21 protein-coding genes are annotated in these 23,298 nt (G+C 48.1%); 16 read left to right on the top strand and 5 right to left on the bottom strand.

The genetic code is table 11. The features are described from left to right. Window position 1: 1 nt before the first annotated feature. Both ACODJP_RS06410 and ACODJP_RS06405 read right to left on the bottom strand, forming a co-directional pair. Entirely contained in the window at window positions 2-583 is a 582-nt protein-coding gene (locus ACODJP_RS06410) for a 4Fe-4S binding protein (protein WP_422479671.1), read from the bottom strand. A 143-nt stretch (window positions 584-726) separates the two neighbouring features. Beyond that, the gene (locus tag ACODJP_RS06405; protein WP_422479669.1) at window positions 727-1,134 is read right to left on the bottom strand and encodes a hypothetical protein; all 408 of its coding nucleotides are present in this window, start codon (window positions 1,132-1,134) and stop codon (window positions 727-729) included. 358 nt (window positions 1,135-1,492) lie between these two features. Here ACODJP_RS06405 and ACODJP_RS06400 point away from each other — a divergent pair, with 358 nt between their 5' ends. The 4 genes from ACODJP_RS06400 (at window position 1,493) to araA (ending at window position 5,875) form a co-directional block, all read left to right on the top strand. After that, entirely contained in the window at window positions 1,493-1,972 is a 480-nt protein-coding gene (locus tag ACODJP_RS06400) for a ferritin-like domain-containing protein (RefSeq protein WP_422479667.1), read from the top strand. 138 nt (window positions 1,973-2,110) lie between these two features. Beyond that, window positions 2,111-2,683: a GNAT family N-acetyltransferase gene (locus ACODJP_RS06395; RefSeq protein ID WP_422479665.1), complete on the top strand. Its 573-nt coding sequence runs from the start codon at window positions 2,111-2,113 to the stop codon at window positions 2,681-2,683. Window positions 2,684-2,720: 37 nt separating this feature from the next. Further along, window positions 2,721-4,385 (top strand): ribulokinase, encoded by a 1,665-nt coding sequence (locus ACODJP_RS06390; RefSeq protein WP_422479663.1) that lies wholly within the window; start codon window positions 2,721-2,723, stop codon window positions 4,383-4,385. After that, window positions 4,385-5,875, top strand: a complete 1,491-nt coding sequence (gene araA, locus ACODJP_RS06385; RefSeq protein ID WP_422479661.1) for an L-arabinose isomerase — start codon at window positions 4,385-4,387, stop codon at window positions 5,873-5,875. Before ACODJP_RS06390 ends, araA begins: the two co-directional genes overlap by 1 nt. A 72-nt stretch (window positions 5,876-5,947) precedes the next feature. Here araA and ACODJP_RS06380 read toward each other — a convergent pair whose 3' ends face one another. Beyond that, the gene (locus tag ACODJP_RS06380; protein WP_422479659.1) at window positions 5,948-7,168 is read right to left on the bottom strand and encodes a hypothetical protein; all 1,221 of its coding nucleotides are present in this window, start codon (window positions 7,166-7,168) and stop codon (window positions 5,948-5,950) included. A gap of 508 nt (window positions 7,169-7,676) precedes the next feature. Between ACODJP_RS06380 and ACODJP_RS06375 the strand changes: the two genes are divergently transcribed. Continuing rightward, window positions 7,677-8,612: an ArsR/SmtB family transcription factor gene (locus ACODJP_RS06375; RefSeq protein ID WP_422479657.1), complete on the top strand. Its 936-nt coding sequence runs from the start codon at window positions 7,677-7,679 to the stop codon at window positions 8,610-8,612. Window positions 8,613-8,729: 117 nt separating this feature from the next. Then, window positions 8,730-9,347: a GNAT family N-acetyltransferase gene (locus ACODJP_RS06370; RefSeq protein ID WP_422479655.1), complete on the top strand. Its 618-nt coding sequence runs from the start codon at window positions 8,730-8,732 to the stop codon at window positions 9,345-9,347. A gap of 11 nt (window positions 9,348-9,358) precedes the next feature. On the opposite strand, the gene ACODJP_RS06365 is transcribed toward ACODJP_RS06370, so the two are convergent. Then, complete coding sequence (locus ACODJP_RS06365) at window positions 9,359-10,288, bottom strand: AEC family transporter (protein ID WP_422479653.1); 930 nt, start codon at window positions 10,286-10,288, stop codon at window positions 9,359-9,361. 172 nt (window positions 10,289-10,460) lie between these two features. Here ACODJP_RS06365 and ACODJP_RS06360 point away from each other — a divergent pair, with 172 nt between their 5' ends. The 6 genes from ACODJP_RS06360 to ACODJP_RS06335 all read left to right on the top strand — a co-directional run bounded on the left by ACODJP_RS06360 (window position 10,461) and on the right by ACODJP_RS06335 (window position 16,188). Then, window positions 10,461-10,877: a PPC domain-containing DNA-binding protein gene (locus ACODJP_RS06360; RefSeq protein ID WP_422479651.1), complete on the top strand. Its 417-nt coding sequence runs from the start codon at window positions 10,461-10,463 to the stop codon at window positions 10,875-10,877. Window positions 10,878-10,931: 54 nt separating this feature from the next. Further along, on the top strand, window positions 10,932-11,078 hold the full coding sequence (locus ACODJP_RS06355; protein ID WP_422479649.1) for a hypothetical protein: 147 nt from the start codon (window positions 10,932-10,934) through the stop codon (window positions 11,076-11,078). Between the two features lie 62 nt (window positions 11,079-11,140). Next, window positions 11,141-13,282: a KamA family protein gene (locus ACODJP_RS06350; protein WP_422479647.1), complete on the top strand. Its 2,142-nt coding sequence runs from the start codon at window positions 11,141-11,143 to the stop codon at window positions 13,280-13,282. A 2-nt stretch (window positions 13,283-13,284) separates the two neighbouring features. After that, window positions 13,285-14,592, top strand: a complete 1,308-nt coding sequence (locus tag ACODJP_RS06345) for a sn-glycerol-1-phosphate dehydrogenase (RefSeq protein ID WP_422479645.1) — start codon at window positions 13,285-13,287, stop codon at window positions 14,590-14,592. A 7-nt stretch (window positions 14,593-14,599) separates the two neighbouring features. Further along, window positions 14,600-15,400, top strand: coding sequence for an HAD-IIB family hydrolase (locus ACODJP_RS06340; protein WP_422479643.1), 801 nt, complete (start codon window positions 14,600-14,602; stop codon window positions 15,398-15,400). 161 nt (window positions 15,401-15,561) lie between these two features. Continuing rightward, window positions 15,562-16,188 (top strand): hypothetical protein, encoded by a 627-nt coding sequence (locus ACODJP_RS06335; protein ID WP_422479641.1) that lies wholly within the window; start codon window positions 15,562-15,564, stop codon window positions 16,186-16,188. Here ACODJP_RS06335 and ACODJP_RS06330 read toward each other — a convergent pair. After that, window positions 16,185-16,730, bottom strand: a complete 546-nt coding sequence (locus ACODJP_RS06330) for an O-acetyl-ADP-ribose deacetylase (RefSeq protein WP_422479639.1) — start codon at window positions 16,728-16,730, stop codon at window positions 16,185-16,187. The genes ACODJP_RS06335 and ACODJP_RS06330 overlap by 4 nt on opposite strands. Window positions 16,731-16,969: 239 nt before the next feature. On the opposite strand from ACODJP_RS06330, the gene ACODJP_RS06325 reads away from it, so the two are divergent. The 4 genes from ACODJP_RS06325 (at window position 16,970) to pgmB (ending at window position 23,286) form a co-directional block, all read left to right on the top strand. Further along, a complete protein-coding gene (locus ACODJP_RS06325; RefSeq protein ID WP_422479637.1) occupies window positions 16,970-18,241 on the top strand; it encodes an ABC transporter substrate-binding protein in 1,272 nt (423 codons plus the stop codon). Between the two features lie 82 nt (window positions 18,242-18,323). After that, the gene (locus tag ACODJP_RS06320; RefSeq protein ID WP_422479635.1) at window positions 18,324-19,436 is read left to right on the top strand and encodes a carbohydrate ABC transporter permease; all 1,113 of its coding nucleotides are present in this window, start codon (window positions 18,324-18,326) and stop codon (window positions 19,434-19,436) included. A gap of 1 nt (window position 19,437) precedes the next feature. Next, the gene (locus ACODJP_RS06315) at window positions 19,438-20,340 is read left to right on the top strand and encodes a carbohydrate ABC transporter permease (protein ID WP_422479633.1); all 903 of its coding nucleotides are present in this window, start codon (window positions 19,438-19,440) and stop codon (window positions 20,338-20,340) included. Between the two features lie 3 nt (window positions 20,341-20,343). Continuing rightward, a complete protein-coding gene (gene pgmB, locus ACODJP_RS06310; protein WP_422479631.1) occupies window positions 20,344-23,286 on the top strand; it encodes a beta-phosphoglucomutase in 2,943 nt (980 codons plus the stop codon). Window positions 23,287-23,298 lie beyond the last annotated feature (12 nt).

Here is a 23,298-nt window from a genome sequence, read left to right as displayed (position 1 = left end):
ATCAATTTCCCGGTGGTGTCAGTTTGTTTGATAGGTTTCCTACCGGACAGACTGCACACCATGCGCGGGATCGCCATATACGAGCAAAGGCAATTCCCAGGATAGTTGAACTGAACATCATTGAATAGAGTCTATAGGAGAGGTGTATCAGCCAGTCGGGACCCTCGAGCTGTACCAGCTGTGGTAGGGGGAAGAGGGGAATTGCGATGAATAGGCGTATATAGGGCATTGCCGGCATATTCCCCATGGCAATCTGGATAGTACTTCCTGTAATGAACAGGAGATTCAAACCGAAATACCATAGTAATAATTTTCTTAAAAATCCATCGGTGAAGATCTGGGGCAACTTTTTCCAGCGGTTCCTTTTAATTCCCACAAGATCGATCAGTGAAGCTCTAGGGCAGTAGTGGTGGCACCACACTTTTTTCTCATGCTTTGCCAGCAGTATGAATGGAATGGTCATGCAGAGAATTGCTGTCAATGCTGAGTATATGGAGACAAAACCTAACGCGAAGTAGAGCAGAGTGATGATGTAGAGACCGGAAATTAATCCCGGAGTACGTCTGGATGATGGGTTGACCATGAGTTCCTCCCCGAAATGATGTCTTAGTATCACATACATTGGCAAACATGTTCGGTGACAAGATCACGGTAAAAAGAGAGAAGCTGCCGCTTCGGTCATCTTTGACCTAGTCGACAGCTTCTTTTTCCTTGGCTGCAGTGTGTTTAGGCTGCAGTTCGTGGTAACTGGAGTCTGGAGACTAGTTTTGCCAGTCCCTTCCCGTATGTCGCTGCATATTCAAGCGCAGCGAAGTGGGCTGATACTCCAGGGTTCTTCTCCAACAGGTAATACCAGTGGTTTGAAATCTCGAAGAACAGTATTGCGCGGGTTTTGGTTGGGAACGCCGCTTGGACTTCCCACATGTCCACAACCTGCATGATAGGATGGAATACGTTTTCCATCCAAGAGAATGCCGCCTCATCCCAGGAGATTGTCCAGGGGATGTCTTGGTTGATCAGATACTTATGCACTTCTATTTGATCGGACAGGGCCTGGTAATCTGCTTTTTCAAACACGGAACCAGTACTCGCCATCAGGAACTGCATCCTTGCATTGCTGGTGTCATTTTTCATGTGACCCCTCCTTGTATATCGTTTTTTTCAGTGGTCTTTTCAGTACCACACCTATAGTATCGATAATTTGGGAACAATAGGCAATAGCTTTTAGTAAAAAAATGAAAAAATTTCTTGACAAATCAAAATATGTATGAATCGTAAAGCATAATAAGCTATGTTTTTCATATTAATCAATAATTTACTAATTTATTATGGTCTATGTGATGATTGTTGTGACAGGAAGGTAATAAATACATGAGCGATTGATGGCTTCTTCGCTAGGGGTGGAGCCAGATCCTTCCGAATAAAGCATTTGCTTGCCAACTCCATCAGCCTTTGGTACTATGCAGGTAGGAACTATCGATAGGAGGATTTCATGGAATTATTCGACATCGCTATCCGTATGGAGACAGAGGGGGCGGCTTTCTATAGGGATTTGGTTGCCAAGGCTACATCGGAAGGTTTTAAGACCATCTTTACGATGCTCGCCGAAGATGAAGATCGCCATAAGGCTACATTCGAGGCTATGAAAGCCAATTCCGATGTTCCAGCGAGTACTTCGGATGCATCAGTGAGAGCAACACAGATATTCAAGAAATTTTCCAAAGAGGATTTCTTGCAAGAAGAGAAGCAGCTTTCCGTGTATGAAGAGGCATTGGAGATAGAATTGAAAAGCATCGAATTCTATTCGGAGCAGCATGACTTGGTTACCGATGTGAAGCAAAAGCGAGCTCTTTCGAAGATCATCGAGGAGGAGAGGCGACACTATGACCTCATAGATGATATCATCGTCATGGTCGAAAGGCCTGAATCCTGGGTAGAGGATGCCGAATTCGGTGTCCGCGACGATTATTGATCGCGCTCCCATCGTTGGGACTGTCATCTGACTGTGCGGCCGTTTGATTTCGGCCGCCAATTTTCTATTTGGGCAAGAAAAATCAGCATTTGTAACATAAATGTTGCAACAAACGCCAGCTAGGGCTAGGATAGGGATATGGATAGTTCGAATCCCCGACTTACCGATCGGGTCTATACCGATAGGTTAGTTTTGGAACAACCTCAGTCGCTTGATGAAAAGGATGTATTGGCCTTCTATATAGCCAATAAGGTGTTCCATGCGCCTTGGGAACCTGTTCGTCCCAGCGAATTCTATCAGGAAGATTCCATGCGGAAGTTACTTGCATCACAGGCAGCCGATAATGCGGAAGGCCGTGCGTTGCACCTCTACCTGCAGCTTCCCCAAGAGCCGGGTATCATCGGTTCGATCAGTCTTTCAAACATAATTTATGGACCTTTCCTCTCTTGCTTTCTCGGTTACCGGATAGCCCGTTGTATGACCTGTCATGGATACATGGGGGAGGCTGTGGAGAAGGTCATATCGCTTGGTTTCGGGCATTTCGGTCTGCACCGTATAGAAGCTAATATTATGCCAGGGAACCATGCTTCGGTACGATTGGTCGAAAAATTGGGTTTTATCAATGAGGGTTTCAGTAGTAGGTATCTCAAAATTGCGGGGGTATGGGAGGGGCACTCTCACTATGTCCTCTTCAATGAAGCATTGGAATAGCATAAAAATATTTTACGGCAAAGGAGTTGCGAACGCTATGGAAAAAGGTAAGAACTATGTTTTGGGGGCCGATTTCGGTTCTGACTCGGTACGGGTGGTGGTAATCGATGCCGCAGACGGCGAAGTCGCCGGCAGTGCGGTCTCGTACTATAAAAGGTGGAAAGAGGGACTCTATTGCGATCCCAAAGCGAACCAATTCAGGCAACACCCCCTAGATTACACCGAGAGTTTCGAATTTGCGGTGAACGATGCCGCCAAAGAGTGTAAGGAAGCCATGTCTAAGGTCCGTGCAATTTGTGTCGATACCACTGGAAGTACTCCCTGCTTGTGCGACGAAAATGGTACTCCTTTAGCGCTCAATGAGCGTTTTGCCGATAATCCCGATGCGATGTTCATTCTCTGGAAGGATCATACTGCGGTAAAAGAGGCAGATGATTTCAATGCCCTCTCCCACAGTTGGGGTGGAACAGATTATACTCAATTCATGGGCGGTACCTACTCTTCCGAATGGTTCTGGTCTAAACTGCTGCATGTTGCCAGAAAGGGTGGTGCAATAGTCGATAGTGCGGTATCTGCTGTCGAGCATTGTGACTGGTTCTCTGCTGTCCTTACCGGCACCACCGCATTGGATAAAATCAAGCGTGGCCGCTGCTCTGCTGGACACAAGATCGCTTGGCATGCTTCATGGGGCGGGTATCCATCCGAAGAGTTCCTCGGGATGTTGCATCCTCTTTTAGTGAAAGTTAGACAGAACCTGGGTAGTGAGACCTATACATCCGACCAGGTTGCTGGCCAGCTCACTCAAGAGTGGAGTGGAAAACTTGGACTTCCTTCCGGTATACCGGTCTGCGTTGGCTCTTACGATGCCCATATTGGTGCAGTCGGTGGTCATGTGGCCGAAGGAGTCATGGTAAAGAGCATAGGAACCAGTACCTGCGATATCATTATTGGTCCACAACCAGCCGAGGGTGAAACAGAGCGACGAGTCGCTGGTATAGCTGGTCAGGTAGATGGTTCAGTAGTCCCAGGCTATATCGGGTATGAGGCTGGACAATCGGCATATGGTGACTTTTACGCATGGTTCAGGAATGTTCTCATGTGGCCAGTACAGAATATGGGACTCGATATCGATGAAGAAACCGCAACAAAGATGGAGAAGAAGGTTCTTGCTGCATTGGAGAAGGCAGCCGAGGAGATTGAAGTGACCGAAAACTCTCCAGTAGCACTCGATTGGATAAATGGTCGACGAACTCCGAATGCCGACCAGACGCTCAAAGGGGCTCTTTCGGGTCTCAGTCTGGGTACCGATGCTCCTGCTATCATGAGGATGCTCTTGGAATCCACTGCATATGGTGCACGGGCAATCTTGGAATGCTTTGAGGCTGGAGGCGTCAAGATAGATCAGATCATTGCAATCGGCGGAGTTGCCAGAAAGAGTAAGATCGGTATGCAAATTCTTGCCGATGTAACCGGACGGGAAATCCAAGTTACAAGCAATGACCAGGCTCCAGCGATTGGAGCTGCGGCCTATGCCTCCGTTGCTGCCGGGCTCTACCCCGATATTCCCTCGGCACAAAAAGCCCTCTGTGCTCCGATGGAGCGGGTCCATAAGCCGGATACCAAGAAAAAGAAGATTTACGACACCTTGTATGAACGGTACCTTGCATTGGGCGCCTTCGAAGAGAAACAGAGGAGAGGATGATGAAGCAATTGAAAGAGTTGGATTTCTGGTTCCTGACCGGTAGTCAGGACCTCTATGGAGAGGGGCCGCTGAAACAGGTCGCTGCCGATTCCCAGAAGATGGTCGATGCTTTGAATAAAAGTGGCTCATTGCCCTTCAAGCTAGTGAGCAAGCCGGTGCAAAAGAGCTCTTCGCAGATCCGTTCAACGATTGAACAGGCTGGCGCTGATGCTTCCTGTGGTGGAGTAGTCTGTTGGATGCACACCTTCAGTCCCGCCAAGATGTGGATTGGAGGGCTCTCGGTCCTCTCCAAGCCATTGTTGCAGTTGCATACTCAGTTCAATGAGAAGATTCCCTTCGATACTATCGATATGGACTTCATGAATCTGAACCAGAGTGCCCATGGGGATCGTGAATTCGGCCATATAACCGCCCGTATGGATATTCCGAGGACGGTGATAACCGGACATTGGTCCCACCAGGAGACACAGGACAGGATTGCCCGTTGGATGCGTTCGGCAGCTGCCGTTGCTGAGAGTCGTGATCTTATTATAGCCCGCTTCGGCGACAACATGCGTGATGTCGCGGTGACCGATGGAGACAAGGTAGAGGCAATGATCAAGCTCGGATGGTCAGTCCCCTACTATGGTATTGGAGACCTCGTCGCCTACCGGAATAAGGTAGCCGATAGCGATGTCGACTCCCTCATAGATGAATATCAAAAAGCCTATGAGTTCAAGTATTCGGTGAGTGAAGCGTCTTTTCTTAACCAGACGCGTGAGCAGGCTAGGGTCGAACTTGCTCTGGAGGCTTTCCTTGGAGATGTGGGAGCACGGGCTTTCACCACCAACTTCCAGGATCTCCATGGTATGAGCCAATTGCCGGGGCTTGCGGCCCAGCGACTGATGGGTAAGGGCTACGGTTTCGCTGGTGAAGGTGATTGGAAGACCGCTGCTATGGTCCGTCTGTTTAAGGTTATGGGAATGGGACTTTCTGGTGGTGCCTCCTTCATGGAAGATTACACCTACCATATGGAGAAGGGTTCCATGTTGGACCTGGGAGCCCATATGCTCGAGATTTGCCCATCCATAGCAAAAGACAAGCCGACTCTAGAAGTCCATCCTCTCGGTATCGGAGATCGTGAAGACCCAGCTAGGCTGGTATTCGACGGCCGACCGGGTAGGGCGCTCTGTGCTGCGATCGTGGATATGGGAAACCGTTTCAGGATTGTCGTGACTGAGGTCGAGTCGGTCGATACTCCCCAAGCATTCCAGAAGTTACCTGTTGCTCGTGTGTTGTGGAAACCACTTCCTGATCTCGTTACAGCGAGCGAAGCATGGATCCTTGCAGGTGGTGGCCACCATACAGCCTACTCCGATGCCATCGAAGTGGATTATATTCGCACCTTCGCAGAGATGACAGGGATTGAGTGTGTGGAGATTGGCCAAGAGACAAAGATTCCCCAATTCCGCAACGAATTGCGATGGAATTCGGTCTACTACGGTAAGTGATCGGTTACTAGCATGGTTTGTGAGAGATAATGTTGAGCCGGAGGCTAAAAACCTCCGGCTTGATTATATTTACTAGACCATTGTCATTCTTAAAATTCCAGAAAGCGTCTTCATGAACACATTCATGGCCTCAAGACCTGAATAGAGTTCAATAGGAGTACTCGCCGACTCATCACCAAAGTAGAGATTAATTTCCATGCCGTCAGAACCAGCTCCCCAAAGCAATGTTTCCAGATCTGCATAAGCTGTTCCTATCGTGGTTTCGTCAGGAACATCTGCCGATATCGCATCGACATAAGCTTGGAAAGCCGTTGAGAATGCTACGAGTGATACTTCGGTAAACTCTGGCAGTTCTATCTCAAGCACCATGGGAATACGTACTATCTCATCAGTCGCTCCTGTTTCCAAGTTTATAAAAGCGAAGTTTGTTCCAATGCTGATTGCAGCCTCACCGCTGATGGTTCCCGTGGGTGCGATTTCTGGTTCGGGATCTTCTACTACTCTAGCATCTGCCTCAACAGCCATATCAATCGCAAAATCTGCGAACAGGCTGGCAAATCCCTCCAGTTGTGGAGACTCTGCATCAGTGGTGAAGTCTGGACTGTCATCAAACATTCGTGGATCGGCCTTGCTCTCCAAGGCTATGGAGATACCGGCACTCCCTTCAGCTCCAAGATCGAAGGGGACTACTCCGCTATCCATTGGCTCAAGCGACATAAGTAGTGCCGTAAGCGAATCGATCTTGCCTTGGAGCAAAAGTTCCAGATTCTCGATGTAGATATCGCTCAGCACTATTTCTTCGACGACATCAGTAGTGGCAGGATCATCATAGATAAATTTTACGCCCTCATTATACAGTCGTAGATGCAACAATGCTTCGAGAGTTCTTGCTTTGGAGTACAAGTCGATATCGGACGCTACCATAGCGCCAGCAACATTGGTTTCGATCATTGCTCCGAAGGCATCGGCGACGACGCCCATGACGAAGGCTTCTGCATCAACATCATCAGGTGGATCATCAATAAAAGTCATTAACGTGGATCTTACATCTGCGGTTTGCGCCTCTCCCAATGATGCAAAGTCACTGATAATCACAGGATTGTATGCGGTGAGTGTGATTTCTCCTGTCGAGCCTGATGAATCATCATCCGATGTGTCGTCCGAACCTCCTGGTGATACGTCCCCGATGAGATCGTCCGAATCCGGTTCCATACTCATAGGGCAACCAGAGAATACTACCACCAATGATAATGCAATGATCATTACCAAAGCCAAAGACAGCCGTTTTTTCATATGCTGTTCCCCCTTTTCTATGATTACATCGAAAAACCGATGAATTTTCCGGGTGGCCAATGATGTGACATGGGTAGAAGTAATACATTTGGCGAAAGTACAGCGTCGTAGTAGGTATTTCTGCAATACATTATAAACGGTGGAGGATGAAAATCAATAATATTTATGACAAGTGTCATAAATAATGCTAATATATTACTATTACATTGAGTTGCTCCTTTGCCTCTACCGTATATTTTGTCATATTCGCCCAATATTTTTTGAGCGCTATTGACCAGATATACCAATATTTGTTGCATTAATTTGTTGATTCACAGTTGTTTGCCTAGAAAGTGCTGTGGTATAATTACTAGACTAAGAAAGGGTAGCACCGCATCGGCCGTCCCCGACTTGCGTACCTTCGGGAAGCAAGAGAAGAGGGGATGAAAAGCCGATAGGGGCGAAGGGAAAGACTTTTCCCTCCAGTTCAGGGCTAGAAAGTGATACGATTTCGGGAGGCTGGAAGTAGATGTTGAAAGAGGTATTTCTCGATTATTCAGACAAGAAACAGATGCTTCTTATTGCAAAAGCCCTCGCAAATGAAGCACGGATTAATATCCTCGAACTATTGAATGAAAGCAGCCTTAACGTAAATGAAATAGCCGAAGCACTCGGCCTTCCCACCTCGACCGCAGCAATGAATGTACGAATCTTGGAGAATGCAGGCCTCCTTTTCACCGAATCGCAACCCGGAATACGCGGATCCATGAAAGTCAGTAGCCGCTTCTGCGATAAAGTCACCTTCAAACTCATGCTTGGGGAACAATTCAACAAAGAAGAAGATACCATAGTAACCAACATGCCAGTTGGAAACTTTGTTAATTGTGAAATACACCCCACCTGCGGAATCGTGAATGAAAAGAACAGCATTGGCATATTCGACCAGCCTGGTAGCTTCTACTTCCCCGAAAGGACATCTGCACAACTCCTTTGGTTCTTCAAAGGCTATGTCGAATACCGCTTCCCCATCACCATAGCCGAGAATGGAACCATCAATCGACTCCAAATCTCCTTCGAAGCCAGTTCAGAAGCCCCCTTCTACAGAAACGATTGGCCAAGCGATATTACCGTCTGGATAAACGATGTCGATATCGGTACCTGGACCAGCCCGGGAGACTTCGGTGGAAGACGTGGAAAGCAGAACCCATCCTGGTGGCCAGAGTCGCTCAACCAATACGGACTACTCAAGAACTGGGTAGTGGATGCAAACGGAACTTTTTTGGACGATGACCAGATATCGTCTGTTACTTTGGACCAATTACATATCCAGGATACCTACTTCGCCAGCGTAAAAATTGGTATAAAAGAGGATGCCAAACACATCGGTGGAGTAAGTATTTTTGGTGAACGATTTGGCGATTTTCCACAGAATATCGTCATGAGACTCGACTATCGTATGACGTGAACCGAGAGAGTTTCGTAAACCTATATAAGAATCCTATAGGGGCAATACAATTTTACTAAATTTCCTCTTCCCTAAATTCAACTATGGTAGTATTATGACAGCAGAGGGGATATCTGTATGGTTAAGAAGCCTATGATCAAGAACCTCGCTGACCTTAGTCAGACCCATCTACGGCAAGCAGTCGAGATATTCGCCGCAAGTTTCTATGAGCCGCTTTCATTCATCTCGCCCGATGTAGATGTTATAGCCGATATCCTGCAGCACTCCTTCGTACCATCAAACCACTTCGTCGCACTCCTCGATGGAAATGTTGTCAGTGTAGTTTCATTTTCCACTACTGCAGGACGCTCGCACCGCTTCCAACACGACCATCTTGTCGATAAACTCGGATTCGTCCGCGGCACCATTGTCTTCTTCCGGTTACGTGGGGTTCTGGAAAAACCTCTCGACCTAGATGAATCGCAGTGCTATATCGATTCGGTCGCTACCGATACCGCCTTCAGAGGTATGGGCGTCTCTTCAGAACTCCAGCGCTATCTGCTTCGTCGATTACCCTACAAGGAATTCTTACTTGAAGTCGCAGAATCCAACTTCAAGGCGATCCGCATGTATGAAGAGCTAGGATTTACCGTCGAAGAGCGTAAAGCTCAGCGATCATTCTGGAAGCCAAATTCTGAGGGTGGTAAATTGTCACTGCGTAAGCAGGTGGTCACAGATAAAGCCTTTAGCAAGTAAACATTTTAAAATTACACATACACCGCAGCGACTATCATCGTAGCGAAGACCGAGATGATGCAATCCAGAGAGAGTGTCCTATTGATGTAGCCGATGTTCTCTGCATCACCCCGTCTGGCAAGGATAGAATGGATGAATGAGGGCGGAGTCAATGCAATGATCATCATAGAATAGCGATACATGCTGTCCATATGGAGAAGGCCATCGATAATGTAGTGGTTTATCAGAAGTGCGAATATCAGCAGCAAGCCCTTGCGGGTTAGGATGGTCATAAAAGAGAGTCCAAGACCTTTCTTCTCGATCAGAATATCGTATCCGATAGTCATAGTGATTAGCGGTACCGTTACAGAACCCAGCATCTGTAGAAACGAATCGACCATGGCGAGCGTGGGAGTGCTATCGAATGGGGGAGCCACCTGCCCAGCGAGGACACCCGCTCCGATTGCAAGGATGATCGGACTGGTGAAGAATCGCTTTACCGCTGCCATGGGAGCCTGCTTTCCCTCCCTAAGCACCAAAAGCATGGATATGAGGAAAGAGAAGGTGAAAAGAGTCTGGCCAATACCTAAAAATGCGATATAGCCCAAATTTTCAATCCCATAGAGACTGATGAACAGGGCATAGCCGAACATACTCATCTCGAAGCCGCTCATCAAAAGAGGAAAGTAGGGAGTCCTGATATTCGCTATCTTGGCTACCAGTTTGCCTAACAGAACCATAGAGCCGGCCATCACATACATGACCAGCAACATGATCAGATAACTTCTCTGGATCGAAAGTGATAGGAATGCCCTGAAGAGAAGTGCCGGGACGCTGAAATTGAGGATGAATTTCTTGATATCTTCGATAGTTTCACGCGAAAAGAATCCGATTCTCTTGAGAACATATCCCAACCCGAAGAAAAGCAATACCGGTAATGATGCGAATAGATGTGTGATCATGATAACCTCATAGGATTTTAGCAATCCTACCGGTTATCGAGTGCTCTGGCAAGGGAATTTAGTGCGTTTGGTAAGTACTGGTATAGCTTCATTCACCTTGGCAAACGCCTTCTTATGCAATAACATAGATTGATTGGTCATACTTGTAATGGAATAGAGACTGGAGAATTATATGAAAGTAGAAAAAGTGCCCTTCAAAGATGCTGTATTGGTCCGTTTGAATCCTGGTGATGATCTTCTGGTCAAGATCAGGGAGGCCGTCGAAGAAAACGATATCAAGAATGCTGTCATTCTTGCTGGTGTGGGATCGGTTATAAGCCACCACTTCCATGTGGTTGCAAGTACGAGCAACCCACCTAAAGAGTATTTTTCTAAGGGTGAGGCTGCTGCCGATATCGTGAATATCAATGGAATGATTATCAATGGTAGGGTCCATGCACATATCACCTTCTCTAACGAGAAAGTGGCATATGGTGGCCATCTTGAACTCGGTTGTGAAGTGTTGACCTTCAGTGTAATCGTATTGGCTGAAATGGATACCAACTTCGAGAAATGGGATGGCACAGGTGCGATTGAGGAGTTGTTGTAGGAATTGCTGCGATTGTAATCCGAAAAATCCTTTATGTTCGTAAAACCCACATATATGACACAACAGCCGATCAAGGTCGGCTCGATCGCCGCAACCCTTATGCTCTCCAGACTCGATGCGCATGACTTGCCAAATCGTGAACAAACGGTGGAAGCACAATTGGAATCCGGGGACTCCCTCAAATATTTACCTGTCAAGTAAGCGATTATGATGCTTGTATTGAATTGTTGACACCAAATTCCTCCACGTAGTATTCTTCTGCCATGGATATACATGCAAAAACGATCTCTGAGCTTATACACACGATACGGGATGAGAATCCTGTCATAACCGCATATATGCTCGATGAATCGATGGACGATAAAGCTCTCGTCGATCGGCTTCGCACCCATTATACCGAAATAATGCAGAGGGACTTTCCCGATGCCTATGCCTACTATAAGGGCGAGCAGAATACCTATTCGGACTTCTTTAAGCTTACCTGGCGTTCATTCGCTTTTATCAGGATTTTAGATATTCTTGATCATGAGGGGACATCCTTCCAGGATTGGAACCTACATGGACAGGCAGTAGTCTCACAACCAGTGACACTTATGAGGAAGCTCCTTCGGGACAAACCCTGTGATGTAACAATTGATTTTGTCTTAGATGTACTGCACCTCTTGCGTCAGCTAAATGGTCTGGAAAAACAGGATCTTCCCAGTAGGAGTACGGTCTACGAGTGGACAGAGCGGCATCCCTCTGGATTGGATGAAAAAGTAATCCGTTGGCGAGCACGTAACAAGGAGCGGATCGTAGAATTGCTGGTTGATCGTATCAGAAAAGAGAGTCGTGAAGGTAAATCTTCTGCTGCCTACCACTTCAAAAAGGACCTCTCCGATGCTGAAGCCAGAAAACAGGTCCTCACTTGGTGGAGAGAGGATCGTTTCCACCTCCGCTATGCGATCAGAAGCTCTGTCGAGGTTAACCGCTATTTGGATAATTCAATCGATGCGCAAACCATGCGGATCATGGCAGATGCCGAAAAACGGGGAATTCCTGTTTTCGCCACTCCGTATTTCCTTTCCCTTATAGATACCCGACCTATGGAAGAACGCGAGCATCCCTACGCCGATGAAGCGCTACGAAGCTACTTATTCTATAGCCAAGATCTCGTGGATGAATTCGGCACCATAAATGCCTGGGAGAAAGAGGATGTGGTGGAACCGGGAAAGCCCAATGAAGCTGGATGGATCCTACCATCCCATAATATCCATAGAAGATATCCCAATGTTGCAATTTTCATCCCCGATACCATGGGGAGAGCCTGTGGAGGACTGTGTGCCTACTGCCAGAGAATGTACGATTTTCAGAATGGTCGATTCAATTTCGATCTGGATAGATTAAGGCCCAAGAAGAGTTGGACAGAACTCCTGCATGAGTCAATGGTCTACTACAGGACAGATGAATTCCTTGAAGATATCCTCATTACCGGTGGCGATGCACTGATGAGTTCGGTCTCATCACTCAAGAAGATTCTCGATGCGGTACTTAAGATGGCACGCGATAAGAAGAGTGACAACAAAATGCGTCCAGAGGGGCAGAAATTAGCCGAGTTCAAGCGGGTACGACTTGGGACCAAGTTGCCCGTCTATCTCCCCCAGCGAGTAACCAAGGAGTTGGTAGACGTCTTATCCCGTTTCCGCATGGATGCGAAGGAAATCGGTATTAACCAGTGCATTATCCAAACCCACTTCTCAAGCTCAATGGAGGTATCAGTCGATTCTGCCAAGGCGGTGAGGAAGCTACTCAATGCAGGGTGGGCTGTGACCAATCAGGAGGTATTCACTGTAGCTGCCAGCAGACGTGGCCATACGGCGAAACTCCGTCAGGTACTCAACGATATCGGAGTATTGCCCTACTATACCTTCACCGTAAAGGGATTCAAGGAGAATCGTGAGCTGTTCGCTAACAATCCACGTTCTATGCAGGAGCAGATAGAGGAGAAATCGGTAGGCAGGGTCGATTACCGTTACCATAGTCTTTTAAGATCATTTGTCGCCGATGCTCCAAACATGGTTGAGCATATCGACCAGATACGCGATGCGGATGAGATTCCTTTTCTCGCCACTGATAGGAATACCATTAATCTCCCCGGTGTGGGAAAGAGTAATACCTACCGTACGATTGGCATGACTGCAGACGGCAGGCGGATTCTTAAGTTTGAATTCGACCATACCCGCCCGCACAGCCCGGTAATTGAGCAGATGGGTTCTGTGGTAATCATTGAATCTAAATCGGTAGCACAATACCTTCGGCAATTGGAGCAGATGGGAGAAGATCCACAGGAGTACGCTAGCATCTGGGGGTATTCTGCAGGAAGATTGGAGCCCAGAAGTCCAGTTTTTGAAGGGACGAACCAATAGCCATGGCAACCTATGATGATATTATCGTAAAAAGGGGAGCTCTCTCCCTGATTGCAGCGGCCTTTTCCCGACACTGGCCTGGAAGGACTCCTTTGATTGTCGCAGACCGCAATACCTGGCTGGCTGCCGGTGAGGTAGTCGCCGATAGATTCCAGGAGCATGGTATCCACACCGAACAGTTGGTCTTTGATGAACAGCAGCTTCATCCCGACTATGATCATGTGAAACAGGTCAAAGAGCGTCTTGATGCGGTAGGAGCGTTAATCGCGATTGCCGTAGGATCAGGTTCTCTCAATGATGTCGTGAAGCTTGCCAGTTATGAAGCTGGAAGGACCTACTGTTGTGTCCCTACCGCTCCATCGGTAGACGGTTATACCTCGGCAAATGCACCGATTACCATCGATTCCTTCAAGCAGACCATTGTATGTGCTCCACCGCTCATCGTTGTAGCCGATGTGGATGTTCTCAAGGATGCTCCCTTGTGGCTTATTTCATCGGGATACGGAGATCTGGTAGCTAAGGTGGCCGGTGGGGGTGATTGGATCATTGCCGATGCCTTATCTATTGAAAAGATTGACCAGAATGTCTGGAATCTGGTCCAAGGACCTCTACCTGAACGGATTGCACATCCCCAATCGATCATAGCAAGAGAGCATGCCGTAATCGATCAGCTCTTCTCAGGGTTGGTTGAAACTGGTCTTGCCATGAAACTCTTCGGTAACTCCCGTCCTGCCAGTGGGGGAGAGCATTTGCTCAGTCATGTCTGGGAGATGAAGGGCTTGGCTGTTGAAGGAAAAGAGGTCTCCCACGGTTTCAAAGTAGCTCTTGGCACACTCATAACCACAGCGATGATGACGCTAGTTCGTGAGCTGTCGTGGGAATCTGTGCAGGAAATCTCTCTAAATACGGATTTACATGACGATTGGCAAGGAGAGCTTGGCCGTTTACTTGGTGAACCATTGGAAAGTGATGTCCTTTCACTAGCCAAAGCGAAGCAATTGGATGGTGAACATCTCCAAATACGCCGGGATTTGATAGCCAAACAATGGAAAGAAATCGGCGATAGACTCGAAGGGCAACTTATCGCTTTTACAGAACTGCACAGCATGTTGGCTGAGGCGAAATGCCCCACTGAACCTGCCGAAATCGGACTCGACCGGGAGACTATGGCGTATGCCATGAGAAAAGCCCGCGTCATCCGCCCACGTTATACCATATTCGACTTGGCCTATGAATGTGGTATCTTGGAGTATATGATAGAAGAAGTTGTCTACAGCAACAGATTCTTCAACAATTTCTTGGAGAGGTGAATACACCATGCTACCCATCGATAGTATTACCAGAGAGACCGCTAAGAAGATCAGCTATGTATTGATGGATATCGATGACACAATTACCTTGGATGGGAAGCTCCCAGCCGAAGCTTACACTGCCCTCTGGCAATTACACGATGCCGGTTTCCATGTAATTCCCATTACAGGACGACCTGCAGGTTGGTGTGATCTTATAGCCAGGCAATGGCCGGTAACCGCTGTGGTTGGAGAGAATGGAGCTCTCGTCTTTTGGGAAGATGGAGGAAAAGTCGAACGTCTCTACCACGAGAATGCTGTACCGAACGACCACGAGACCTTGCAAAAGATCCAAAACCGCATATTACAAGAGATTCCCGGCAGCCACATGGCCTCAGATCAATTCGCCCGCATGTTCGATCTTGCATTCGATTTTCATGAAGAGAAACCTATACTTAGTTTAGATGATGCTCTCGCTATGCAACAAATCGCCGAACAGGAGGGTGCTGTAGCAAAAATCAGCAGCATCCATGTCAACGTCTGGATGGGACGCTATACAAAACTCTCCATGGCGAAGACCTTTTTACAACAATATTTCGCCTATGATGATGCTTGTCAACGCGATACGGTCATATTCTTCGGAGACTCTCCGAACGATGAGCCCATGTTCTCCCATTTTCCCCAGAGCGTAGGGGTTGCCAATATCGCAGAGTACCGCCATTTGATGGAACATCTTCCTACCTATATCACCCATGGTGAAGGTGGGTATGGATTCGCTGAGGGTGTCCGGATTCTGGTGGATCTCAAGAATACTGGACACAAGTCATAAGATTTTCCTTTACCGCAGTCGACTCTTTGGGTACACTAGTGCTCTGCAGCAGCCTACGCTTGTCGGTGAGCTTGGAGCGGATCGGACAGAGGGCAAGGACCACGAAGCGAAGATACCCGAGATATCTGAGCTGACACCATGTAGACTAGGGGGTGTTTAAGATGGATACGATAACAAAGCGACTGGCACAGATAATGTATATTCCCATGATTAAATCGGTCGGTGTACAGCAGGTCGATTCTCTTGGTACAGCTCTTGTAGAGGGTGGTCTTCCAGTTGCCAATATTTCCCAACAGACCGATGACGGGCTTGAATTGCTGCGTATCCTCTCTTCCCACTTTCCCGAGATTATTGTCGGGGGTGGCAATGTGCAGACTGAAGGTGAAGCCCGCAATGCAATCGAAGCCGGTGCCCGATTCATATTCTCCCCAGTGTTCGATCCCGCTATTATCGAACTCTGCCAGATGCAGGGTGTGGCCGTCTATCCTGTTACAAAAGATGGAATTTTGGCTGTGGAAGAGGGGTTGAAGGTTCTTGGATTCTATCCTATAGAGAAACTCGGTGGGCTAGCGGCAATCGACCATATGGCCGATCTTTTCGGACTCAAATTCATTGCCGCTGGTAGTATTACCGAGCAAACGGTTAACAGCTATCTTGCCAATCGGCATGTCATTGCCGCCACCGGTTCCTGGATGATTGATCCTGTACTTGTAGCTGCTGAGCAGTGGGCCCAGGTGAAACTGGCTATCCGGAAGACGGCATCGCTTGCACAGACTCTTGTCCGCTAGCGCTCTTCGGCAGATAGTATGCGTTGGTAGACCGCAAAGGCTTCCTCAGAGAAACAGACGAATATCACCTCGTTCAACACATGGGGACTCACCCCATGCAAGGCCCTATTGACTGTTTCTACAGCAATATGCGTGGCTCTTTCCAGTGGGAACCGATATACTCCGGTGCTGATTGCGGGAAATGCTATGCTCTTTGCTCCGATTTGAATGGCGAGTTCCAATGAACGACGGTAGCATGATGCCAACAGATTCTCCTCTTGTTGATCGCCTCCATGCCACACCGGTCCAACCGTGTGGATAACGTACTTAGCCGGGAGCAGATAGCCTTCTGTGACTTTAGCATCTCCCGTATCACATCCTTGTAACGTACGACACGCTCTAAGTAATTCGGGGCCAGCTTTGCGATGGATAGCGCCATCGACTCCACCACCTCCTAAAAGGGTGCTGTTTGCAGCATTCACAATCACATCCACCGTCACGGTAGTAATATCCCCCAAGATAACCGACATGCGCCGATCGTAATATGTTTTCGCCCCTTTCATGAAAAACCTCCCTTCCAAGGCATTATACACCCTATCGTAACTGATATACCGTGCCAGGATCCAAATATCATTTGACAACGGGGAAAAGGTGTGTGAGAATATGTATGGAAACGCTTCCACGATTACGGACAAGCAGTTCTCCCAGTTTTTCTTTCCCCATCGTTGAGACGTCTTCCACTGCGTCTGAGACGCACCAATGTATCATAACGCTTGGAATTCCAAGCAGAAGGAGAAAAGGTATGAAGAAAGTTGTGCTTGTGTTGCTGATTGCACTGATGGTGATGCCATCAGTCTTCGCGGCAGGACAGAAGGACGCCGCTGCTTCCGATGAGAAGACAGTCATGGTGTTCGGTGCTTTTGTCGATGAAGAGGCGAGACGATTCGAAGAGGCCATTAAACCCTTTGAGGAGAGAACCGGAATTGATGTGGTCTATGAAGGATCGAAAGATTTCGAGACCCTCATCAGTGTACGTGTAGAGGGTGGAAATCCTCCCGACATTGCTGGTTTGCCACAACCCGGGCTTATGGTGAACTTCGCATCCCAGGGAAAATTGGTTCCCATGTGGGATTCGTTGCTGAAAACCGTCGATGAGAACTACGCTCCGGTTTGGAAAGACCTCGGATCCTATGAAGGTGTTCCCTATGGTGTCTTCCACAGAGTTAATGCCAAAAGTTTCGTCTGGTATCCCAAGAAGGCTTGGGCAAGAGCAGGGTATGAAGTTCCAACGACATGGAATGAAATGATCGCACTGATGGACAAGATGGTCGCCAATGGCCACACCCCATGGTCTGTCGGAATCGAATCCGGTGGTGCCACAGGTTGGGTAGGAACCGACTGGATCGAAGATATCATGCTTCGGACCGCAGGTCCCGAAGTCTATGATAAGTGGGTCAACCACGAGATTCCGTTCGATGCACCAGAAGTCAAAGAGGCTTTCGATATCCTTGGTGACATCTGGTTGAATCCAAAGTATGTCTATGGTGGAACCAATACAATCCTCACCACCAGTTTCTCAGATTCTCCTCGTAGTATGTTCGACAATCCACCGAAGTCCTGGATGCACCGTCAGGGTAACTTCGTGACCGGATTCCTACAGGATGATATCCAAGCGAATCTTGAAGAAGAGGTCGGTGTATTCCCACTTCCTGCTATTAATGATGAGTTTGGTATTCCAGTACTTGGCGGAGGGGATCAGTTCGTAGTATTCAACGACCGCCCCGAAGTACGTCAGTTCATGGAATTCTTGGCAACCTGGGAATCGGGTGAACTTTGGGCGAAGGCTGGTGGAGCGTTGTTCCCCTACCTGAACCAGGACCTCGATGCCTATCCGAATGCCATAGAGAAATCGTTGGCTGAAGCTTTGGTCAATGCGAAGGTCTTCCGATTCGATGCATCCGACCTTATGCCAGCACAGGTTGGCGCAGGTTCCTTCTGGACCGGAATCGTAGACTGGGTCAATGGTAAATCGACAGATGCCATGTTGGACACAGTTGAGAAATCCTGGCCATAAAAGAGACGCATAGTATTAGCACCGGTGGATGGGACCGACCTGCCACCGGTGCATCTCTTCACATCGTGAAAAGGAGTCGGACATGACTACGACAGAAAATCGTACGGATGGAAGGGGAATCGTCTCCCAGGCCATGGTAACCATCGGTAGGGTAGCGGTTTCGCTATTCATCCCTCTAGCAGCATTCGGAATCCTCTGGGCTGGTTTCATCTTCCTCAGAGATAGCAATGCCTCCCAGGGAATCATAGCACTGGTCGCCATCATTTGGGGTGTCGGCGGAGTAGCGATGCTTTTTTGGGTTGCCGATTGGGTAGTTAATAGGATGCCCTTGCAGATCACCAAGAAGCTGCAACCATTCGTATTCGTAGGACCGGCTCTCGCGATCCTTGCCTGGTATCTATTCCTCCCTACCATGCGGTCGCTCTACTTGAGTTTTTTTGATGCGCAATCCAAGAACTTCGTCGGATTAGCCAACTATCTGTTTGCCTTTACCGATGCCAAGATGTTGGAATCGTTTCTGAATAATCTCATGTGGATAATTCTCGGTACCGGTGGAGCCGTTGGTTTCGGACTGCTGATAGCCTTGCTTGCCGACCGAGTCAAAATGGAGAAGGTGTTCAAAAGCCTCATATTCATGCCGATGGCGATCTCGTTTGTAGGAGCAGGTGTTATCTGGCGATTCGTCTATGCCTACAAGCCGGCAGGAGAGGACCAGATAGGTCTCTTAAATGCGGTAGTGACCTTTTTCGGTGGTGATCCGCAAGCTTGGTTCACCTTACAACCGTGGAACAACATCTTCCTTATCGTCATCTTAGTATGGCTACAGACCGGATATGCGATGGTAATCATAAGCGCCGCATTGAAGGGTGTCCCCTCATCTATCATTGAGGCCGGTAGGATCGATGGTGCAAGCGAGATCAGGATAATCCGTAGTATCGTCATTCCCTATATTGCATCAACGCTGGTTACCGTTTCCACTACCATAATAATCATCTCTTTGAAGATATTCGATATCGTATTCACTATGACGAACGGTAACTATGGTACTGAGGTTATCGCGAGTATGCAGTACAAACAGATGTTCCGATTCCTCCACTACGGTCGTGGATCAGCGATAGCCATCGTACTTGTATTGGCTGTCATTCCGGTCATGTGGTACAACCTACGACAATTCGGCAAGAGGGAGGGTTTCTAAGATGAAGACTATGAAGAAATCGCATAAGGGTACGGTCATCGTCAATATCATCCTCCTAGCCTTGGTGATCGTATGGAGCATTCCGATCCTCGGATTGTTCATCTCCAGTATCCGTCCTCAGGACAATGTATTGAATACTGGCTGGTGGACCGTGTTCGGAGAAAACTCTGGTTTCACCTTGGATAACTACAAACAGGTACTCGGTGGAAGTCAATATACCTTCGTGAATTCAGCGGGAGATACTGTACGTGCGAGCGGTGACAATCTTACTAGGGCCTTCCTCAACAGTTTCACCGTAACAATACCATCGGTAATCATACCTATCCTGATTGCGGCTGCGGCAGCTTTCGGTTTCGCTTGGATGATTTTCCCGGGCAGGAAGTTGTTCTTCACCATCGTCGTTGCGCTTCTGGTAGTACCATTGCAGATTGCCCTTATCCCGATCCTTCGCGACTATCAGGCTCTCGGACTCACAGGGTCCTATCTTGGTATATGGCTCGCTCATACGGGATTCGGCCTGCCTTTGGGAATCTACCTGTTATACAACTATATTTCAACGATACCAAGAGATGTCTTTGAGTCGGCCTTTCTCGATGGAGCCCGTCCCATGGTAGTTTTCTCGCGATTGGTGCTTCCGCTCTCTGTCCCCGCTATCGCATCGTTGGCCATCTTCCAATTCCTTTGGGTTTGGAATGACCTACTTGTCGCCTTGGTATTCCTCGGAGGAACAAACGATGTTGCTGTGCTGACTCAAAGACTGGCCAATATGGTTGGTTCACGAGGTCAGGATTGGCATCTGTTGACTGCTGGTGCTTTCGTAGCCATGGTTGTTCCGTTGACGGTGTTCTTCGCATTGCAGCGTTACTTCGTCCAGGGACTCATGGCAGGATCTGTAAAGGGGTAGCCGATGGCATTGGATACGTGGACACTGGTGGAGACCGAATTCACCGAAGAGCATCTGGCGCGTTCGGAAAGTCTGTTTTCGATTGGTAATGGGTATGTGGGCTTCCGTGGCTTCCCCTGCGATAGGGAACCTGCTCAACACTCGGGTGTATTCATTAATGGATTCTATGAGTTGTCTCCTATCCACTATGGCGAAGATGCTTACGGATTTGCCCGTTACAACCAGACCATGCTCGATCTTCCCGATTGTCGTTTCCTCTGGATAGAGATCGATGGCCAGCGTATATCCGTTGCTGACGAGGCAGTGCAATCCTATCGTAAGGAACTCGATTTCCGTAATGGGCTACTTACCCAGAAAATTACATGGCGTTCACAGGATGATATTCTAGTAGATATCTGTTGGGAGTCGTTCATATCGATGGCTAAAAGACATCTTGGAGCTTTGCATCTTACCATTACGGCAAGTGCTCCGATCGATATCGCTCTCTACTCCTCGATAGCTATGCCGGTTCCAAGAGCCATGTCAGCTCTCGATCCACGCGTAGGAACGGTGCTCACCAAACCTTCGCTCGCTTGTGTCGGAAATGGGTATTCTTCCGAAGGGGAGCAGCAACTACCCTCATTCCATGCCTCTTTTAAGACGGTGGAAAGTGGTTTACATCTCTCCTGTGGTGCGGTCCATAAGATTACAGTTCCTGTCCATATAGAACGATTTACCCACAGCCCACAAGACATGCCTGGTCTCCATTTCACACATCATGGCAGTTCACTGGAGCTATTCAAATGCTTCTACTACCATACATCGGGACGGCCAGGTGAACAGTTGCCACTCAACCAAGTCTCAGAGAACCGAATTGATGCCTGTGCATTGGATTGGGACCAGCTTCTTGGTGAGCAATGCTCCTGTTTTGAAGATTTCTGGGCTCATGCCGATGTCCAGATTGTCGGTGATGAAAAACTCCAGCAAGCCTTACGGTTGAATTTATTCCAGTTGTACCAATCTACTGGGGCTGATGGTATGTCATCACTTGCAGCAAAAGGTCTTACAGGAAGTGGTTATGAGGGACACTATTTCTGGGATACCGAGATCTATGGCATGCCGTTTTTTAACCATACCCAAGCTAAGACCGCTAGAGCCTTAATAGCCTATAGGATATCGACACTGGACTATGCGCGTGAGCGCGCTCGACAAATGAGCCAGAAGGGAGCGCTCTTCCCATGGCGGACTATTAATGGTTTGGAGGCATCGGCATATTTTCCTGCCGGAACAGCCCAGTACCATATAAATGCCGATATTGCCTATAGCATCTTCCAGTACCTGGAGGTCAGTGGCGATGATACAATCTTGGCCGAAGGAGCTGCCGATATTCTACTTGAGACAGCGCGCCTCTTTTATGATCTCGGTTTCTTCAATCCCGCCAAAGACGGTCTCTTTTGCATCAATGAGGTTACCGGTCCGGATGAATATTCAGCCTTGGTTGATAACAATACCTATACCAACATCATGGTAAAACACCACTTTGAAGGGGTGGTCGCACTTTTTGGTCGACTCAAGCGGGATCAGATTGAGTTGTACACCACCTTGGAACGTCGGTTACATATAGCTGAAGAGGAATTGGAGAACTTTGCTGAGGCTGCGCGATTAATGTACATTCCGTTCGATGGGCAGAGGGGAATCAATCCTCAGGATGATTACTTTTTGAACAAAGAGCCTTGGGATACGGACAAAAGGGGAGAGTTATTCCATCCACTGTTGCTTAACTACCACCCACTGGTGATCTACCGTCACCGTCTGCTCAAGCAGGCCGATACCGTATTGGCGATGCTTCTGCAGCACCACCGCTTTCCTTGGTATCTGAGAAGGAGAAACTTTTTCTTCTACGAACCATTGACTACCGGTGACAGCTCGCTATCGGCATGCATCCAAGGTATCCAAGCCTTCGATGCTGGTGAAGTCTCCATGGGGATAGATTATATTCGCCAGACTGCACTTATGGATATCGACGATTTACATCGCAATACCAAAGATGGACTACATACCGCGGCGATGGCCGGTTCATGGATGGCCATGGTCTATGGGATCGCAGGTTACCGAATGCATGAGGCCGTTCCGACATTCTGTCCTCAAATGCCTGAAGATTGGCATAAACTTGCGTTCCATCTCACGTTCGGTAAGATCATGCTTACTGTTACGATCGATAGCGAGTATACGACCTACGTGACCAAAGGAGGCGAACTTACCATTGGCCACCGTTCAGATAGGTTTGCAGTGGGAGAGAAACCGGTAAGACTCTCCACTAAGCCACATTGTAAGGCTGTAATCTTCGATCTCGATGGTGTAGTGACCTCTACCGATGGCTACCACTACCGGGCATGGAAACGCCTCTCTGATGAACAAGGGTGGAAATTCGATGAGACGGTGAATCAGAAACTCCGTGGTATCTCCCGTAGACAATCCCTCCAGGTGATTTTGGACCATAATGGGGTTGCACTAGATGATGCTGAGATGGATCGTCTGACAACGGTCAAGAACGACTGGTATCGTCAATCGCTACAGGAACTTACTCCTTCGGATATTCTTGATGGTATTCGGGAGCTCTTGGTTGCGATCAAGCAAAGGGGATTACAGACAGCAATAGCAAGTGCCAGTAGGAATGCTCCCTTCATCCTCGATCGACTCGATCTTACCGATTCATTCGATGTAATTGTCCCTGCTCCTAATGTTGTTTGTGGAAAGCCCGATCCAGAAGTCTTTGCTAGGGCTGCTGATATGTTGGGAGTCTTTCCTGAAGAGTGCTGTGCTATTGAGGATGCTCCGGCAGGAATCGAAGCAATCCGGGCTGCAAAGATGCGTTCTATAGGCGTCGGTTCGGCAATCAATCCCGATTGCTGCTCGGTCCATGTGCCCGATACAAGTCACCTCATGGTAGATCTTCTCGTCTTCTGAGAATGGAAGGCA

The sequence above is a fragment of the Pleomorphochaeta sp. DL1XJH-081 genome (assembly GCF_049310885.1).
In the GTDB taxonomy this organism is placed as follows: Bacteria; Spirochaetota; Spirochaetia; order Sphaerochaetales; family Sphaerochaetaceae; genus CAYZJV01.
The sequence above is the reverse complement of the archived record's forward strand: the minus strand, read 5'-3'. Positions and strand labels throughout refer to the sequence as shown.

What these genes read in the sequence shown, in the direction of transcription:
- ACODJP_RS06410 (WP_422479671.1), bottom strand. Translation starts at nt 583, where the DNA reads ATGGTCAACCCATCATCCAGACGTACTCCGGGATTAATTTCCGGTCTC.
- ACODJP_RS06405 (WP_422479669.1), bottom strand. Translation starts at nt 1,134, where the DNA reads ATGAAAAATGACACCAGCAATGCAAGGATGCAGTTCCTGATGGCGAGT.
- ACODJP_RS06400 (WP_422479667.1), top strand. Translation starts at nt 1,493, where the DNA reads ATGGAATTATTCGACATCGCTATCCGTATGGAGACAGAGGGGGCGGCT.
- ACODJP_RS06395 (WP_422479665.1), top strand. Translation starts at nt 2,111, where the DNA reads ATGGATAGTTCGAATCCCCGACTTACCGATCGGGTCTATACCGATAGG.
- ACODJP_RS06390 (WP_422479663.1), top strand. Translation starts at nt 2,721, where the DNA reads ATGGAAAAAGGTAAGAACTATGTTTTGGGGGCCGATTTCGGTTCTGAC.
- araA (WP_422479661.1), top strand. Translation starts at nt 4,385, where the DNA reads ATGAAGCAATTGAAAGAGTTGGATTTCTGGTTCCTGACCGGTAGTCAG.
- ACODJP_RS06380 (WP_422479659.1), bottom strand. Translation starts at nt 7,168, where the DNA reads ATGAAAAAACGGCTGTCTTTGGCTTTGGTAATGATCATTGCATTATCA.
- ACODJP_RS06375 (WP_422479657.1), top strand. Translation starts at nt 7,677, where the DNA reads ATGTTGAAAGAGGTATTTCTCGATTATTCAGACAAGAAACAGATGCTT.
- ACODJP_RS06370 (WP_422479655.1), top strand. Translation starts at nt 8,730, where the DNA reads ATGGTTAAGAAGCCTATGATCAAGAACCTCGCTGACCTTAGTCAGACC.
- ACODJP_RS06365 (WP_422479653.1), bottom strand. Translation starts at nt 10,288, where the DNA reads ATGATCACACATCTATTCGCATCATTACCGGTATTGCTTTTCTTCGGG.
- ACODJP_RS06360 (WP_422479651.1), top strand. Translation starts at nt 10,461, where the DNA reads ATGAAAGTAGAAAAAGTGCCCTTCAAAGATGCTGTATTGGTCCGTTTG.
- ACODJP_RS06355 (WP_422479649.1), top strand. Translation starts at nt 10,932, where the DNA reads ATGACACAACAGCCGATCAAGGTCGGCTCGATCGCCGCAACCCTTATG.
- ACODJP_RS06350 (WP_422479647.1), top strand. Translation starts at nt 11,141, where the DNA reads ATGGATATACATGCAAAAACGATCTCTGAGCTTATACACACGATACGG.
- ACODJP_RS06345 (WP_422479645.1), top strand. Translation starts at nt 13,285, where the DNA reads ATGGCAACCTATGATGATATTATCGTAAAAAGGGGAGCTCTCTCCCTG.
- ACODJP_RS06340 (WP_422479643.1), top strand. Translation starts at nt 14,600, where the DNA reads ATGCTACCCATCGATAGTATTACCAGAGAGACCGCTAAGAAGATCAGC.
- ACODJP_RS06335 (WP_422479641.1), top strand. Translation starts at nt 15,562, where the DNA reads ATGGATACGATAACAAAGCGACTGGCACAGATAATGTATATTCCCATG.
- ACODJP_RS06330 (WP_422479639.1), bottom strand. Translation starts at nt 16,730, where the DNA reads ATGAAAGGGGCGAAAACATATTACGATCGGCGCATGTCGGTTATCTTG.
- ACODJP_RS06325 (WP_422479637.1), top strand. Translation starts at nt 16,970, where the DNA reads ATGAAGAAAGTTGTGCTTGTGTTGCTGATTGCACTGATGGTGATGCCA.
- ACODJP_RS06320 (WP_422479635.1), top strand. Translation starts at nt 18,324, where the DNA reads ATGACTACGACAGAAAATCGTACGGATGGAAGGGGAATCGTCTCCCAG.
- ACODJP_RS06315 (WP_422479633.1), top strand. Translation starts at nt 19,438, where the DNA reads ATGAAGACTATGAAGAAATCGCATAAGGGTACGGTCATCGTCAATATC.
- pgmB (WP_422479631.1), top strand. Translation starts at nt 20,344, where the DNA reads ATGGCATTGGATACGTGGACACTGGTGGAGACCGAATTCACCGAAGAG.